Origin of the sequence: Cognatiyoonia sediminum (assembly GCF_900129845.1) — a bacterium.
Lineage (GTDB): Bacteria > Pseudomonadota > Alphaproteobacteria > Rhodobacterales > Rhodobacteraceae > Cognatiyoonia > Cognatiyoonia sediminum.
The window spans coordinates 608,725-623,813 of sequence record NZ_FQXB01000001.1; the positions used below are offsets into that span (position 1 = coordinate 608,725).

A 15,089-nucleotide genomic window follows, 5' to 3' on the forward strand; every position below is an offset into this window, starting at 1 on the left:
AGGAAATCGACGAGCGATTCCCGTTGAAAAAAGGAACGGTTTGAAGGCGATAAGGCTTTGGACATTCGACCTAACTAACGGGTAGGTCTTAAAATGCCCTAAAGAGCTATTCTTCCGGAATAAGCGTCGTCACGCCAAGTGCCGCACCGCGGGCCAATGCTGGATCAAGCGACATAGGTATGTATTCCCCGCGTCGCCATAGTTCACCAAGATTATCGTAATACCTCGACAGCGGATGACCCGACTGCCCCGTGGCGGAAATAAATACCGAGCTATCTGGATCGGCAAAGTCATAGACACCGCGATAACCAGCCGCGTGAACATTGTGAAACGGGTAGGGGTCGAGGCCCGATGTTCGCCCGCGCTGGAGCGTATTATCACCTCCACTCGTCGACTGCCGAATATTCACAAACCAATTCAGAAGAGGCGCAGTTCCCAAAACAGGATGATCATGCGTTGCTTCATGTGCGTCACCCCAGCGAAGCGTTGCAACGGTCGATCCGTAATTCTCGTCCAGCCAGATCAAGGCATCTTCCAACGATTGCCGTGCAATATCCGTGCATGTCTCGACTGGTGCCGATTGTATCACATCGCACCACGCAGATGCGCCATCGGTATCGCGGAAAACCCGCTCGATGAAAACAGGATCTACATGTTTGAATTCCTGCGCGAGCATTCCAAGATCATCGCGGATCAACCTGTCCTGAAGCTCTCGCATCCACGCCGCATAGATGAGCGGTTCGGGAAGGTGTTCATTCATCTCTCCGTTCCAATCGGCCAAAAGCTGCAATGCTTCCTGACGCCGACGCTCGATCGTCCCTTCGGGCGCAGCATCGCTTGTAAACCACAGATCCGCGCCAACAAGCGGAAGCAAGGAGCGGGCTGTAAAGCTCACAGAATCGAGTTGTGCTTCGATAAAGCTGTCACGCGTATGAACTTCACGCGTCTGCATTAGACGTTCCCAACGCTGGACACGCTGCGTGTCGCCCCAGCGGAAGCTGATGTGGTCCGGGAAAGGCTGTTCAATGGTCTTGTTGTTGGTGTTGCCGATGAGGCCGGTATTGGGATTTAGAAATGATGGGTTTTCATCTGTTGGCATGAAGCCGTCCCACCGATTTTCGGCCAGGTAGCCAAATGTTGGGATTCGACCTTGCGATTGGTGTTCGGCGCTTCTGTTTGGGTTGGCGCCTGCAACAACCATGGCGACATTGTTGCGATCCGCCAGAGTGATGTTTTGAGACGGCGCCACGATCCCACGTGTCGCCTCCACCGCATCGGTCACAGAGCTGGCCTGCATCATAGAAATGGCAGCGCTCATCGAAGTGTCTTGGTCGGAAAACGCCGTCCACGCAAGGCTCGTAACATGGCCTGCTGGAGTGACCGCACCGACTTGGAGTTGATCTGGAGATAGGACAGGGCCGTTTGTCGTCCAGCGTAGTTTGAGTGTTTCAGCGATCCCATCTTTGACATTGATGATGCTGTCACGCGCCTCAAAATCTGCCCAGCCATCCGGCGTGCGATATTGATTGGGATTGTCGGGATTTACCTCCTCAATGTAGAGGTCTTGGTCGTCGAGATAGCTCGACGTCAGACCCCAGCCGAGATCGACATTGCGCCCGACAAGGACAATGGGCATCCCAGGGATTGTGCCGCCAATCACGCCACCGCGCTCAAGTTCCAGCCTGGCCAGATACCACAAGGTTGGCGCCGTAAGCTGCATGTGCGGATCGTTGGCAAGCAGGGTCGATCCGGTCGCAGAGCGCGAGATACCCGCAGCCCAAGCATTGGATGCGCCTGCGAGGTTTCTCGGTCTTATTGGAGAAAGCGGGTCTGATACCGGCGCCGCAGCAAATCCAAACCCACTGAGGTCATTCATCAGGCTTGCATATTCGGGCAGTTCGGCAATGGCTTGAGTAGGGTCGTCGGGTAGGATGTCTCGCAACCGGTCTTCATCCGTCACCAAGGAAACCCGTGCCCGCAGCACCTCGTAGGAGGCGTGGCCCGATAATTGAACGGCCATCAGTTTCATGACCGCAAGGCTGTCTGCCGGCTCCCACGGGGCAATGGCATGGTTGAACAGCCACATCTCTGGCGCGCCGCGTCCTCTGGCGCCTTTGTTCACTTCAGCAAACCAGGCGTTCACACCATCTGAATAGGCGCGCAACGCCAAGGTTGTTTCTTCGTCTTGCGCGTCAACAGATCGAATTGCGTGATTGTAGAGGTTCAGTCGGCGCATGAACCGATCTATGGGCAATGTGCGTTCGCCAAAGAGTTCGGACAAACGGCCTTGGATGGTCCGACGCAGCATCGTCATCTGCCACATGCGATCTTGGGCGTGGGCGTATCCTAGGGCGAAGAAGATGTCATTGTTCGATTGCCCAAATATGTGAGGAACATTGGCGTTGTCTCTAACGATCTCAATCGGTGCGTCGATACCTGTTACGGTATAGGTCGCATCATAGTCGGGAAGGGACCGCGCAGCGAAATAGTAGGTCAGAGCGAACGCCCCAACAGCTAAAAAGACCAACAAAGATGCGAGGCGTAGAAGCCACCGAAACAGAAACGCGATCACGGTATGAAAACCCAGAAATGATTACCTCGGGGTTCTATAAAAGCAGGTGAAGCTACGCCACTGTTAAATCGGTGTTTGGCAGCGAAACGCTTGGTAAACGGCTGCCAAAGACGCGAAGGCATCAACGTTCTGGGATCAAACCGCGCGGGCTAAACCTAAGAACAAGAAGCAGGATAACACCCATCGTAAACAACCGCATATGGGCTGCTGAATCGAGCAGGTGCTCTTTCAAGGCGCTACCTTCAGGCATTCCGGCTGTGATGAAATTCATCAGCGCCAGTCCCATCGGTTCCACTTGAACCCACAGCCACCAAATCAGGAAGCCGCCCAAAATGGCCCCGAAGTTATTGCCAGAACCACCGACAATCACCATGACCCAAATCAAGAACGTAAAGCGAAGCGGTTGATAGGTGCCGGGTGTCAATTGCCCATCCAGCGTCGTCATCATAGCACCAGCAACGCCGCAGATCGCAGAGCCTAGGACGAAGATCTGCAGATGGCGCGCGGTGACATCCTTGCCCATGGCTTCGGCCGCGACTTCATTGTCGCGGATCGCACGCATCATGCGGCCCCAAGGGGAATTGAGGGCTTTTTGAGCCAGCCACAGCAGGATCAATAGAACAACTGCGAAGTAGCCGGTATAGAGCAGTTTGGTGAACAGGTTTGAAGCGTAAACCGCATCAAACCCAAGCGCATTCGCGCGTTCTACAAAGGTGGCACTTTCTTGCAATTCAAGCTCGTAGGGCACCGGCCTCGGAAGGCCGTTCACGTTCTTCACACCTCGGGCAAGCCAGTCTTCATGCTTCATGATCGCAATGATGATTTCGGCGATACCCAGCGTTGCGATGGCAAGGTAGTCAGAGCGCAGGCCAAGGGCGACTTTGCCGATCACCCAGGCCGCACCAGCAGCAATCAAACCTCCTACAGGCCACGCAACAAGAGCCATAAAGCCCCATTCTTTGTAGTTCTCCCCACCGAAGTTAAGCCCGCCAAGGTAGCCTGTACCAGCTGGGTTCACGGCCTCGACTGCGGCGACACCGCCGTCAAATACAGCGCGGAACAGGAAGAACCCGATAAGCGCCACAGCGATGGTTCCCCATAGCTTAAGCCGTCCTTGGAACTTTCGTTGCGCAAAGATGGTTGCAACGATTGCGCCAGCGCCGATCAACAGACCGCCGATGGTACGTGCACCACCTTCGGCCCAGGCTTCTGTCACTGGCGGCATGGATATCAGAACGGCTGCAAGGCCACCCAAGGCTACAAACCCCATGACACCCACGTTAAAGAGGCCAGCAAAGCCCCATTGCAGATTCACACCCAGCGCCATGATGGCGCTGATCAAACCGTAATTCAAAAGCAGCAGGGCAACGTTCCAGTCTTGGAAAATACCGGTGCCAATGATCAAGACGGCGACGAGGGCGAAAAGGAGCGGAGTGCGCAGAGACTCGGTCATACGGATTGTCCTTTGAAGATACCGGTGGGTTTGACCAGCAATACGATAAGAAGGATGACGAAGCTGACTGCGAACTTGTAATCCGTCGAGAGAAGTTGCACGAGCCCATCCGGCTCAAGACTCTCTGGTAACAGATAACCCAACACTTTTTTCAGCGGATAGGTGATCGTGACTTCGGCAAAGGCGATGATGAAACCGCCGACGATCGCTCCTAATGGGTTTCCAAGGCCACCGACAATGGCAGCCGCAAAGATCGGCAGGAGGAGTTGTAGGTAGACAAAAGGCTTAAAGGACTTGTCCAAGCCATAAAGAGTACCCGCAACCGTCGCCAGAGCCCCAACGATGATCCACGTGACCATCACAACGCGCTCTGGGTTGATCCCTGAAAGCAAGGCGAGATCTTCGTTATCGGAAAAGGCTCGCATGGATTTGCCGGTGCGGGTTTTGTTCAAGAACCAGAACAGTATCGCGACAACAATGATCGCGGTGACGATCGTGATCCCTTGCGTGGTTTTGATCGCCAAACCCTCTTTCAAACCGGTCGCTGCCTTGAAGTCGCGAGCTGAGATGATGAAGCGTTCACCGTCTGAAAATCGAATGTCGCCCACGCCAATCATAAAGCGAACAATGCCGTTCATAATGAACATCACACCCATCGAGACGATCACCAAAATCACGGGGTCGGACTTTTGTCGTCGATAGAACCGATAAACAACGCGGTCGGTTCCAAGCAGTACTAAGGCCGTGATCATGATAGCGAAGGGCAGGGCGAGTATGGCGGTTGGAAGCGGTCCGAAAGAGATGCCCCAAGCTTGAAAAGTCCAAGTGATGAAGATCGTCGCCATCGCACCAAACGCCATGGTGTCGCCGTGGGCAAAGTTCGAGAAGCGTAAAATGCCGTAGATCAGCGTGACGCCAAGAGCTCCAAGGGCGAGCTGAGCGCCGTAAGCCATACCCGGCACGATCACAAAGTTGGTGAGAGCCACGAGGGCGTTTAAGAAGTCAGTCACTGTTGGTCCTCACACAGTCCGGTCAAGGTTTGCCCAGTCGTAGAATTTGAGAAGGTTGCGCTCCCGTCGGCGTTTACGACAAAGATCGCATTCAAGTTTTCGGCCCAAAACCCGCGCGTGTCTTTGACAAGAAAGGGTTCTGCCTCGAATGTCTCTTGGCCCATCTTCACAGTCGTCACCTTCCGATAGGGCGGTTCGTTTGGATCGACAGCCGAGACGAATTGATTGCGGTCGATGTCAAATGCCAGTTCAACGGTTTCGTCTGAACACTCTGATCCCGTTTGGCATTGAAGAGTGCAAAGCAAGCTATCCCCAAAAGCGGGCCCGGCAAATGTCGTCGCCAGAACCGCCGCCGGAACAGAGGCATATGTCGGTGCGATAGAGATCATCCGCCCAAGAAGCTCCGTCTGACTTCTTCGTCGGCCAGAAGCTCTTTGCCTGTTCCTGTATGCGCATTGCGGCCTTGAACCAAAACGTAGCCTTTGTCAGCGATTTCAAGGGCTTGGCGAGCATTCTGTTCAACCATCAAAATAGGAATGCCTGTGCGCGCCACCTCAATGATGCGGTCGAAAAGCTCGTCCATCACGATGGGAGACACACCTGCTGTCGGTTCATCCAGCATCAGAACCTTTGGCTGCGTCATCAAAGCACGCCCCACTGCGACCTGCTGCCTTTGACCCCCCGACAATTCACCTGCGGCTTGAAGGCGTTTCTCTTTCAGGATCGGAAACAGATCATAAACCTGAGCCATGGTGTCTTTGAAATCGTCTTTCCGAATGAAGGCACCCATCTCTAGGTTTTCTTCGACGGTTAGCGACGTGAAGATATTTCGGACCTGAGGTACAAACCCCATGCCCTTGATCACGCGATCTTGCGGGGAAAGGCTTGTAATGTCTTCGCCGTCCAATCGTACTGAGCCAGTTCGAACTTCTAGCATTCCGAAGACAGCTTTCATCGCTGTGGATTTACCTGCGCCATTTGGCCCGACGATAACGGCGATCTCACCCGGGTTCACCGCAATCGTACAGTCATGCAGAATATCTGGACCTTTGCCGTAGCCGCCCGTCATAGTATCGCCGATTAGGAAGGGTTCGCTCATTATCTTTTCTCTCTAAACCCTGACTTATCAGGCGGTTGCAACCTGATCTTTATTCTTGAGGCCGGTCCCGAGGTAGGCCTCGATTACCTGTTCGTTAGCTTTGATTTCTTCGAGTGTACCCTCAGCGAGAACTTTGCCTTCTGCCATACAGATCACGGGGTCGCAGAGCCGTCCGATGAAATCCATATCGTGTTCGATAACAACGAAAGTGTAGCCACGCTCTTTATTGAGCCTGAGGATCGCATCGCCAATGGTGTTCAAAAGGGTACGGTTCACGCCAGCGCCGACCTCATCCAAAAAAACGATCTTTGCGTCGACCATCATGGTGCGACCTAGTTCTAACAACTTCTTCTGGCCACCTGATAGGTTACCCGCCTTTTCATCTTTCAAATGGTCGATGGTCAGGAACTCGAGCACTTCATCCGCCTTCGCAAGCAGGGCGCGTTCCTCATCCGCGATACGCTTGCGTCCGAACCACGCATTCCAAAGCGCCTCTCCAGATTGGCCGCCGGGAACCATCATTAGATTTTCTCTAACCGTCATTGACGAAAATTCATGCGCGATCTGGAACGTCCGAAGCAGGCCTTTGTCGAACAATGTATGCGGTGGAAGGCCGGTAATATCTTCACCCTGCATGGTCACGCGACCTTCAGTTGGTGAAAGAACGCCCGCGATCACATTGAAAAGAGTGGTTTTTCCGGCACCGTTCGGGCCGATCAACCCTGTGATCGTTCCTTCCTCAATCGATAGGCTTGCACCGTCCACGGCGCGAAAACCACCAAAGGTCTTCACGAGGTTTTCGACAACGATCATAGATATCCCCCGAAGCGCATTCTTCTGCGTCTTATTTGAAAGAAGCGGCGCAAGTCGCCCTGCGCCGCCTCGAATTTATCCAATCTTAGCGGAATTTCACTGTGGAAATTTCACCACCTTCGATCACGATCTGGCGATAGTTGCCGGCAGATTCACCGCCGTTCACCAGCTCAACTGCGGATGCACCGACATAGTCGATGTCGCCACCGTCGGCGAGAATTTGAAGCGCTTTTGCCAATTCGCCAGGGAAGATCTGCTCACCTGGTGCATTCGCAACCATTTCGATTTTGCTGACATAGTCTGCTGGCTCAGCGGAACCTGCAGCTTGCATGGCAAGCATTATCAAAGCCGCTGCGTCATAGCTTTCAGGGGTGAACGGGGATGTCGCATCAAACGCATCGCCAACCAATTCGGCAAAAGCTGCAACACCCGGGCTGTCCGTACCAGGAACTTGGCCTGTTGATCCTTCGATTTCATCGCCGAACTGCTCAGACAAAGAAGCGCCTATCATGCCATCAGGGAAGTGGAAGGTGTCGAATGCGCCTGTGTCGAGTGCGGAGCGCACGATACCAGCACCACCTTGGTCAACGTAGCCAGCAACAACCAAACGCTCACCACCAGCAGCGGCCAATGCGCCAACTTCAGCAGAGTAGTCTGCTTTGCCGTCTTCGTGAGCTGCAGAAATTGTCACCGTGCCACCAGCCGCTTCGAAAGCTGCCTGGAAGCTGTCTGCAAGACCTTTACCATAGTCGTTGTTGGTGTATGTCACGGCAACTTCCATGATGCCTTCTTCCATCAGCACTTCTGTCATCACGACACCCTGACGTGCGTCAGATGGGGCTGTGCGGAAGAACAGGCCGTTGTCATCAGGTGAAGACAGAGCCGGAGATGTCGCGGACGGTGAAATCATCACCATGCCGTTTGCCAAAGCAACGTTGGACAGGATCGCGCCCGTTACACCAGAGCAGTCGGCGCCCATGATGCCTTTGACACCATCAGCAGACACCAAACGCTCAGCAGCTGCTGTTGCTGCACCGGCATCGATACAGGTCGAGTCAGCACGAACGGATGTGACGGATGAACCGCCGAGAAGCAGGCCAGAGTCGGTGACTTCCTTCATCGCCAATTCAGCACCATCTGCCATCGGTGGTGTCAGTGATTCAATTGGCCCTGTGAAGCCAAGAATAACACCCATCTTGATTTCTGAATGGCCATCAGCAAACGCGCCAGATGCCATCAAAGCTGTGGCCGCGGAGGCCATCATCAATTTTTTCATAGTTTTCTCCCTACTGGATACATTCGTTATCCTGACGGGCAGATTAGCAGGGGATACAGAAAAGGAAAGACGAATTGCACTGTTGAAAGGCGCTAACATTCGGAAATTTAGCCCTTTTAACTGCAGCTTTGCAGAATTCTATGAAGTTGACTTGCTAGACAGACAGCCGTGTAGCCATCGTTCCGCGCTCGCGATATGGGGTCGTATTGTAGTGAGACCGATAGCACTTCGAAAAATGCGATGGTGATGCGAACCCGCAGGCCAGAGCCACGTTTATGACTGTCATATCCGTTTGCATGAGCAGATTGCGTGCCTTTTGCAGTCGCAATTCCATGTAATACCGCTTAGGACTGCGTGACAGATAACGCCGGAAGAGCCGCTCCAACTGCCTGGTCGACATGCCAACCTCTTTAGCCAAGATGGAGGGGCTGATCGGCTCTTCGATGTTCTGTTCCATCATCTGGATGACTTGGCTCAACTTTGGATGCCGAACGCCGATACGGGTTGGGATCGAGAGTCTTTGGGTATCTTGGTCAGTTCGGATCGAAGAATAAATCAGCTGATCCGCGACTGCATTGCCGAGTTCTTCACCGTGATCATCCGCAATCAGCTTTAGCATCATGTCAATTGAAGCTGTGCCGCCCGCTGTCGTCATTCGGTTTCCATCGATAACAAACACCGACTTGGTCAGTTCGACCTCGTCAAACTCCTCAGTAAAGCTGTCTTGGTTTTCCCAATGGATGGTTGCTTTTTTTCCGTCCAAAAGTCCGGCTCGAGCCATGGAATATCCAGCCGTGCAAAGCCCAGCAATGGTTGCACCTTTGCGAGCCTCTCGTCTGACCCAATTCAACAGCTTTTTGGTTGTTGCGTCCTGAATATCAATTCCACCGCACAACATTATGGTGTCATCACGCTCGGTTTCGATCAGATCCCCGTCCAACTGAAACTCACAACCGTTAGAACAAGCGATGCTTTCTCCGCCTTCGCCAATCTTTGTCCATACGTAGAGTTCTTTGCCAGAGGTACGGTTTGCGATCCGTAGAGCTTCGATCGCAGACGCAAAACTCAGCATTGTGAAGTTCTTCAACAATACGAAAACGAACCGCCGTGGCTTGCCGATATGTTCGACATCAATGGTTGGAACCGTCGTATTCATTGGCGTCTTCCTGCCGTAGGTGAGTTGGCCGAGCACAACATCTTTTTTTCAACTCGTTCAAGAGGATTCGAGCGTCGTATCAATTTAGTTACCACAAAACTTTGCCAATTGGCATTGGCCCTTATTCATAAGGTCGCTATAGGGGGTGTTGGTAACGCTAACGCGGGCCATTTCTTTTATTATGGAGCAAGACGATGACTGATTGGCAAAAATCTGACTGGCGCAACAAGCCCAGGATCCAGATGCCAGAGTATACGGATGCGGCGGCACTGAGCGCTGTTGAAGCGCGTCTTGCCTCTTATCCACCTTTGGTTTTCGCGGGCGAGGCCCGTCGCTTGAAAGATCACCTTGGCGCGGTGAGCCGTGGTGAAGCTTTCCTTTTGCAAGGCGGCGACTGTGCTGAGAGCTTTGCAGAATTTTCCGCAGACGGCATTCGCGACACGTTCAAAGTGATGCTGCAAATGGCTATGGTGCTGACCTACGGTGCCAAGGTGCCTGTGGTGAAGGTTGGTCGTATGGCGGGCCAAATGGCCAAGCCGCGTTCGGCGCCGACGGAAACGCAAGGTGATGTGGAACTGCCGAGCTACCGCGGTGACATCATCAATGGTTTCGACTTCAACGCTGAAAGCCGTATTCCGGATCCAGACCGTATGCTGCAAGCTTACATGCAGGCTGCAGCGACCCTGAACTTGCTTCGAGCTTTCTCCACGGGCGGTTACGCTGATGTGCGCCAGGTTCATTCTTGGACACTTGGTTTCACCGGTGCACCGGAAGCAGAAAAGTACCGCCACATCGCAGAGCGTATTTCTGACACGCTCGACTTTATGGAAGCAGCTGGTTTGAGCAGCGAAACACTGCATGATCTGAAGACCGTCGAATTCTACACAAGCCACGAAGCGCTGTTGCTTGAGTACGAAGAAGCTTTGGCTCGGATCGACTCGACGACGGGCAAATGGCTTGCGGGGTCCGGTCACATGATCTGGATCGGTGACAGAACACGTCAACCTGACGGCGCACATGTGGAGTTCTGCAAAGGCGTCCAGAACCCGATTGGATTGAAGTGCGGCCCAAGCATGACATCAGGTCATCTGAAATCCCTAATGAGTTCTCTCAATCCGGAGAATGAACCGGGCCGTCTGACTTTGATTGCGCGCTTCGGTGCTGGGTCTGTTGGTGAACACCTGCCGCGTTTGATCAAAGCAGTGGAAGAAGAGGGCGCCAACGTCGTTTGGACTTGCGATGCGATGCATGGCAACACCATCAAGTCGACGACTGGCTACAAAACACGCCCGTTCGACAGCGTGCTGCGTGAAGTGAAAGAGTTCTTCGATGTCCACAATGCCGAAGGAACGATCCCAGGCGGCGTACATTTTGAGATGACAGGCAAAGACGTGACCGAATGCACCGGTGGTGTGCGCGCGGTGACGGATGAGGATTTGTCAGATCGCTATCACACAGCTTGTGATCCACGTCTGAACGCGAGCCAGTCGCTTGAGTTGGCATTCTTGGTGTCGGAAGAACTCTCTGCACGTCGCGCCAAGTTGGACCACGCTAAGGCGAGCTAACTTAGAAAGCAGATGAGGAAGGCCGGCCTTTTCGCGGGCCTTTCTTATGCGGCAGTATTGTCTACGACCAATTGCGGTCCTTTTGATGTTCGGCGGTCGGGCAAGGCGCCTTGTAATGCTTCACACCGAAAACTGACATCTTTTGACAGCTCGAAACGGCTTTTACTTGGCATACCGCGGCCATCGGTTACGAGTGCTGCGATGAGGAACTTTGTACGATTGGGCCCGTCGAAAATCGGTAGAAGCAGTAGCTCTGCTCGCAACGGTTTTCGAAAGGCGCCGCGTTGTGCCGTGAGAGGCAAGTTTACAATCGCGGGCAGCGCAAAGGACGCATCCATTAATTCCAGAGCGGTCTCACGTGTCTGATCTTCGAAAAGGTCGGCAACCATAAGCTTTGGCGCATCAGAGCAAAAATGCTCTTGAAGCCCTTTGTCAGCAAACAAGACTTCACCATCGCCTGGTCCACGGTACTGGATTAAGAAAACCTCGTTACGCGACAAACTCAGCCCCATGGCTTTGTTAAGTTGATCTTCATTCCCCGAACGAATGCTACCGGTCTTGCGCCAGTTGGCTTCGATCTCGTCCAAAATGAAACGTGCCTCTGGCCCGAGGTGCGTTTGCTCGTCCGTTTCTGTGACAAGGTCTTTTAACATCGTGATTGCTCACTCTAACTCATTAACATGCGTTACATATTCCCCGAAAATCATCGGGAAATCACTTAGGAAACTGTTAATAGGTTAATGCCGCTGGCCAAATCCTTGGCCAAATCGAGTTCTCCCCCTTGCCCCCCGCGCGTGTTTTCACGTAGGTCCAAATCAGCCAAACCCACTAAGGACCGACCATGATCCAATCCATGACTGCCTACGCAAGCCGAACCGGAACCTTGGATGGTGCGAGTTGGATTTGGGAAATGCGTGGGGTTAATGCCCGCGGTCTGGACGTGAGACTTCGACTGCCCGACGGTTTGGACGGGCTGGAGCAAGCTGTCCGCGCGTCGATCAAAGAAAACCTAACGCGTGGGAACATAACCGTCTCACTGAGGCTGACCAGAGATGACACGGGAAGCGCTTTGGCTGTCGACGAGGCCCAGCTAGATCGCGTTTTGCAAGCGCTCGAACAAGTTCAGGATCGCGCCTTTAGTTTGGGCGTGACGCTCGGTCAACCAACTGCAGCTGACGTGCTGAGCCAACGCGGTGTGGTTGTTCAGAACAAATCGGAAGAGGACGACTCGACGCTTGTCGACGCGCTGAAGGCCGATCTACCGGAGCTGATGAAGGATTTTGTTGCGATGCGCTCTGCAGAGGGAGACGCGTTGCAGAATGTGCTGCTGTCTCAGGTCGATGAAATAGAAAGCCTGACCACCTCGGCCATCCAAGCTGCCGAAGCACGGAAATCCCATCAGGCAGCGTCTCTCAAAGATGCGTTCAATCGGGTGATGGCAGAGGCCAAAGAGGTCGATCCAACGCGTGTAGAGCAAGAACTGGCGGTCATTGCCGTCAAACAAGATGTGACGGAAGAGCTCGACCGGCTGACGGCTCATATTTCAGCAGCGCGCGATATGATCGCTGACCCAAAGCCGATGGGTCGCAAACTGGATTTTCTTGCCCAAGAATTTAACCGCGAAGCAAACACCTTGTGTTCAAAGGCGCAGTTCAAAGACCTCACATCGGTCGGCCTTGATCTAAAGGCCGTGATCGATCAGATGCGCGAACAAATTCAAAACGTGGAATAACAATGAACCGTCGCGGCCTACTTATTATCCTCAGCTCCCCATCTGGAGCAGGCAAGTCCACTCTAGCTGGTCGCTTGCGCGAATGGGATCCGACGCTCAGCTTTTCGGTCTCGGCTACGACACGTCCACCACGGGCCGGCGAAGTGGATGGTCAGCATTACTATTTCGTCTCTGTCGATGAATTTCAAAGACAGATTGATGCTGGCGAGATGTTGGAACACGCGCAGGTGTTTGAGAACTACTACGGGTCTCCAAAGGCACCCGTCGAAAGAGCCATCAACGAAGGGCGCGACGTACTTTTCGATATTGACTGGCAAGGCGCGCAGCAGATTGCCAAATCGTCCCTTCGGGATCATGTGCTGTCGATCTTTATTCTGCCGCCCTCAATCTCCGAACTTCATCGTCGCCTTGTGAGCCGAGGGCAGGACGCGCCGGACGTGATCCAACGTCGGATGCAGAAAAGTTGGGATGAGATCAGCCATTGGGACGTTTACGACTACGTACTCATCAACGATGATTTGAACGAAACCGAAGAGCGGTTGAAAACGATCATCTCGGCCGAGCGGCTCCGCGCGAAGCAACAGCCAGACTTGATGGGTCGAGTTTTAAAATTGAAAGAAGAATTCGAGGGGCTCGAATGATCTACGAATTGGGAGATATCTCACCACAGATCGATGGATCAGTATGGGTCGCCCCCGGCGCGCATGTGATGGGCAATGTCGTTCTGGAGGAAAAATCCTCTGTTTGGTTCGGTAGCACCTTGCGTGGCGACAACGAAGAAATTCGTGTTGGCGCGGGAAGCAACGTGCAGGAGAACTGCGTGCTGCATACGGACTTGGGCTTCCCGTTGCAGATCGGCGCGGGTTGCACGATTGGACATAAGGCGATGCTGCATGGCTGCACAATTGGCGATAACAGCTTGATCGGTATGGGCGCCACTGTGCTAAACGGCGCGGTTATTGGAAAGAATTGTCTGATCGGGGCAGGGGCGCTTATCCCCGAGGGCAAGACCATTCCTGATGGGTCTTTGGTCATGGGAATGCCCGGCAAAGTCGTGCGCGAGTTGACGGAACAGCAGATCGAAGGCCTCAAGGCCTCTGCAATTGGCTATCAACTGAACGCCAAACGCTTTGCAAAAGACTTAAAGGAACTGGGATGAGCAAATCTGGTAAAAGTATTGTCCGCCGTACCGGTTGGCCTACGTCCGTTTCTCATCCGGTCGTCACTCCGCTGCAACCTTCCGTGGTCTATTCAAGCCCTGATCCCGACACGCTTGATCAGCAGTATGAGCAGAAGTCCGGCTACACCTACGCACGCGAAGGGCATCCGAATGCAGTCGTACTAGCGCAAAAGATCGACATGCTCGAAGGCGTTGAAGGTGGGATCATTACGGGGTCCGGCATGTCGGCCATTGGCGCGGTATTTCTGGCCTGCTTGAAAGCGGGCGACCACGTTCTGGGCGGCAACCAACTCTATGGCCGCTCCCTCCGTTTGATGTCTCAAGACCTGCCGAAATTTGGCGTTGAAACGTCCTTCGCTGATCCGACGGATGTATCCGCGATGAAAGCGGCGGTGCAGCCAAACACCAAAATGATCTTGGTAGAGGTTGTTTCAAACCCCACAATTCGCGTCGCGGACATGGTAGGAATTGCGGCTTTGGCAAAAGAGATTGGTGCGCTGCTGGTCGTCGACAATACGTTCACCACGCCGCGGGGCTATCAACCTTTCGAACATGGTGCTGATATTGTCGTTCACTCCGTCACCAAACTTTTGGCAGGTCACTCTGATGTCACCCTTGGATATGCGGTGGCAAAGGACGCAGAACTTCAAACCGCGATCTATGATGCCAACGCGAGCTGGGGCCTCACAGCGAGCCCGTTTGATTGCTGGCTTGCGGAACGCGGACTTCATTCATTTGAACTGCGCTATGATCGTGCGGAAGAGAACGCGACCAAATTGGCTACGGCTTTGAAGGATTTGGACGGCGTCAAACGTGTCCTGCACCCATCATTGCCAGATCACCCAGACCACAATCGCGTTCAACAGGTGCTCGGAAATCGCCCCGGTAACATGCTCTCGTTCGAACTGACCGGCGGCCGCGAAACAGCGAACGCAATGACAAAAGCCGCTCCAAACATCGCCTTTGCACCGACACTGGGCGACATCGGAACAACACTGTCCCACCCGCCTTCGTCATCCCATCGTGGCCTGACAACAGAAGGGCGGGCAGAGCTTGGGATTAGTGAGGGGTTCTTCCGCGTGTCCGTTGGTGTCGAAGACATCGACCTCTTGATCGAAGAGTTCAGCACAGCCATCAAAGCTGCAACGGCTTAGTATATCGTCATCAAACTGTTACAAAAGCTTCATAAACGCGAAACCTGCTTTTGTTGGTTAGCGCGAGGGCAGATGAACA

Annotated in this window: 14 protein-coding genes; 5 read left to right on the top strand and 9 right to left on the bottom strand. The window is 53.6% G+C overall.

Annotation, left to right across the window (positions count from 1 at the left end; genetic code table 11):
* Positions 1-106: 106 nt before the first annotated feature.
* The 8 genes from BUA85_RS03045 to BUA85_RS03080 all read right to left on the bottom strand — a co-directional run bounded on the left by BUA85_RS03045 (position 107) and on the right by BUA85_RS03080 (position 9,379).
* Positions 107-2,569, bottom strand: coding sequence for a penicillin acylase family protein (locus BUA85_RS03045; protein ID WP_072900388.1), 2,463 nt, complete (start codon positions 2,567-2,569; stop codon positions 107-109).
* 124 nt (positions 2,570-2,693) lie between these two features.
* The gene (locus BUA85_RS03050; RefSeq protein ID WP_072899174.1) at positions 2,694-4,025 is read right to left on the bottom strand and encodes a branched-chain amino acid ABC transporter permease; all 1,332 of its coding nucleotides are present in this window, start codon (positions 4,023-4,025) and stop codon (positions 2,694-2,696) included.
* The gene (locus BUA85_RS03055) at positions 4,022-4,978 is read right to left on the bottom strand and encodes a branched-chain amino acid ABC transporter permease (protein ID WP_072900389.1); all 957 of its coding nucleotides are present in this window, start codon (positions 4,976-4,978) and stop codon (positions 4,022-4,024) included. The genes BUA85_RS03050 and BUA85_RS03055 overlap by 4 nt, the downstream gene beginning before the upstream one ends.
* Before the next feature lie 53 nt (positions 4,979-5,031).
* Positions 5,032-5,424, bottom strand: coding sequence for a hypothetical protein (locus BUA85_RS03060; RefSeq protein ID WP_072899176.1), 393 nt, complete (start codon positions 5,422-5,424; stop codon positions 5,032-5,034).
* Positions 5,421-6,134, bottom strand: coding sequence for an ABC transporter ATP-binding protein (locus tag BUA85_RS03065; RefSeq protein ID WP_072899178.1), 714 nt, complete (start codon positions 6,132-6,134; stop codon positions 5,421-5,423). Before BUA85_RS03065 ends, BUA85_RS03060 begins: the two co-directional genes overlap by 4 nt.
* 27 nt (positions 6,135-6,161) lie before the next feature.
* Complete coding sequence (locus tag BUA85_RS03070) at positions 6,162-6,947, bottom strand: ABC transporter ATP-binding protein (RefSeq protein ID WP_072899181.1); 786 nt, start codon at positions 6,945-6,947, stop codon at positions 6,162-6,164.
* Positions 6,948-7,032: 85 nt separating this feature from the next.
* A complete protein-coding gene (locus BUA85_RS03075) occupies positions 7,033-8,223 on the bottom strand; it encodes an ABC transporter substrate-binding protein (protein ID WP_072899183.1) in 1,191 nt (396 codons plus the stop codon).
* 154 nt (positions 8,224-8,377) lie between these two features.
* Positions 8,378-9,379: a GlxA family transcriptional regulator gene (locus tag BUA85_RS03080; protein ID WP_072899185.1), complete on the bottom strand. Its 1,002-nt coding sequence runs from the start codon at positions 9,377-9,379 to the stop codon at positions 8,378-8,380.
* 194 nt (positions 9,380-9,573) lie between these two features.
* Between BUA85_RS03080 and BUA85_RS03085 the strand changes: the two genes are divergently transcribed.
* The gene (locus tag BUA85_RS03085; protein ID WP_072899187.1) at positions 9,574-10,944 is read left to right on the top strand and encodes a class II 3-deoxy-7-phosphoheptulonate synthase; all 1,371 of its coding nucleotides are present in this window, start codon (positions 9,574-9,576) and stop codon (positions 10,942-10,944) included.
* A 44-nt stretch (positions 10,945-10,988) separates the two neighbouring features.
* On the opposite strand, the gene BUA85_RS03090 is transcribed toward BUA85_RS03085, so the two are convergent.
* Entirely contained in the window at positions 10,989-11,597 is a 609-nt protein-coding gene (locus BUA85_RS03090) for a hypothetical protein (protein ID WP_072899189.1), read from the bottom strand.
* Positions 11,598-11,785: 188 nt separating this feature from the next.
* Here BUA85_RS03090 and BUA85_RS03095 point away from each other — a divergent pair, with 188 nt between their 5' ends.
* The 4 genes from BUA85_RS03095 to BUA85_RS03110 are packed head-to-tail and all read left to right on the top strand — an operon-like array spanning position 11,786 to position 15,010.
* The gene (locus BUA85_RS03095) at positions 11,786-12,676 is read left to right on the top strand and encodes a YicC/YloC family endoribonuclease (protein ID WP_072899191.1); all 891 of its coding nucleotides are present in this window, start codon (positions 11,786-11,788) and stop codon (positions 12,674-12,676) included.
* Positions 12,677-12,678: 2 nt separating this feature from the next.
* The gene (gmk, locus tag BUA85_RS03100) at positions 12,679-13,317 is read left to right on the top strand and encodes a guanylate kinase (protein WP_072899193.1); all 639 of its coding nucleotides are present in this window, start codon (positions 12,679-12,681) and stop codon (positions 13,315-13,317) included.
* Positions 13,314-13,835: a gamma carbonic anhydrase family protein gene (locus tag BUA85_RS03105; protein WP_072899195.1), complete on the top strand. Its 522-nt coding sequence runs from the start codon at positions 13,314-13,316 to the stop codon at positions 13,833-13,835. Before gmk ends, BUA85_RS03105 begins: the two co-directional genes overlap by 4 nt.
* Entirely contained in the window at positions 13,832-15,010 is a 1,179-nt protein-coding gene (locus BUA85_RS03110; protein WP_072899197.1) for a trans-sulfuration enzyme family protein, read from the top strand. Before BUA85_RS03105 ends, BUA85_RS03110 begins: the two co-directional genes overlap by 4 nt.
* Positions 15,011-15,089: the final 79 nt, after the last annotated feature.

Excerpts from the sequence above, each read along its gene's own strand:
- BUA85_RS03090 (WP_072899189.1), bottom strand. The coding sequence starts at position 11,597 with ATGTTAAAAGACCTTGTCACAGAAACGGACGAGCAAACGCACCTCGGG.
- BUA85_RS03095 (WP_072899191.1), top strand. The coding sequence starts at position 11,786 with ATGATCCAATCCATGACTGCCTACGCAAGCCGAACCGGAACCTTGGAT.
- BUA85_RS03110 (WP_072899197.1), top strand. The coding sequence starts at position 13,832 with ATGAGCAAATCTGGTAAAAGTATTGTCCGCCGTACCGGTTGGCCTACG.
- gmk (WP_072899193.1), top strand. The coding sequence starts at position 12,679 with ATGAACCGTCGCGGCCTACTTATTATCCTCAGCTCCCCATCTGGAGCA.
- BUA85_RS03085 (WP_072899187.1), top strand. The coding sequence starts at position 9,574 with ATGACTGATTGGCAAAAATCTGACTGGCGCAACAAGCCCAGGATCCAG.
- BUA85_RS03050 (WP_072899174.1), bottom strand. The coding sequence starts at position 4,025 with ATGACCGAGTCTCTGCGCACTCCGCTCCTTTTCGCCCTCGTCGCCGTC.
- BUA85_RS03060 (WP_072899176.1), bottom strand. The coding sequence starts at position 5,424 with ATGATCTCTATCGCACCGACATATGCCTCTGTTCCGGCGGCGGTTCTG.
- BUA85_RS03070 (WP_072899181.1), bottom strand. The coding sequence starts at position 6,947 with ATGATCGTTGTCGAAAACCTCGTGAAGACCTTTGGTGGTTTTCGCGCC.
- BUA85_RS03075 (WP_072899183.1), bottom strand. The coding sequence starts at position 8,223 with ATGAAAAAATTGATGATGGCCTCCGCGGCCACAGCTTTGATGGCATCT.
- BUA85_RS03055 (WP_072900389.1), bottom strand. The coding sequence starts at position 4,978 with ATGGCTTACGGCGCTCAGCTCGCCCTTGGAGCTCTTGGCGTCACGCTG.
- BUA85_RS03065 (WP_072899178.1), bottom strand. The coding sequence starts at position 6,134 with ATGAGCGAACCCTTCCTAATCGGCGATACTATGACGGGCGGCTACGGC.
- BUA85_RS03080 (WP_072899185.1), bottom strand. The coding sequence starts at position 9,379 with ATGAATACGACGGTTCCAACCATTGATGTCGAACATATCGGCAAGCCA.
- BUA85_RS03105 (WP_072899195.1), top strand. The coding sequence starts at position 13,314 with ATGATCTACGAATTGGGAGATATCTCACCACAGATCGATGGATCAGTA.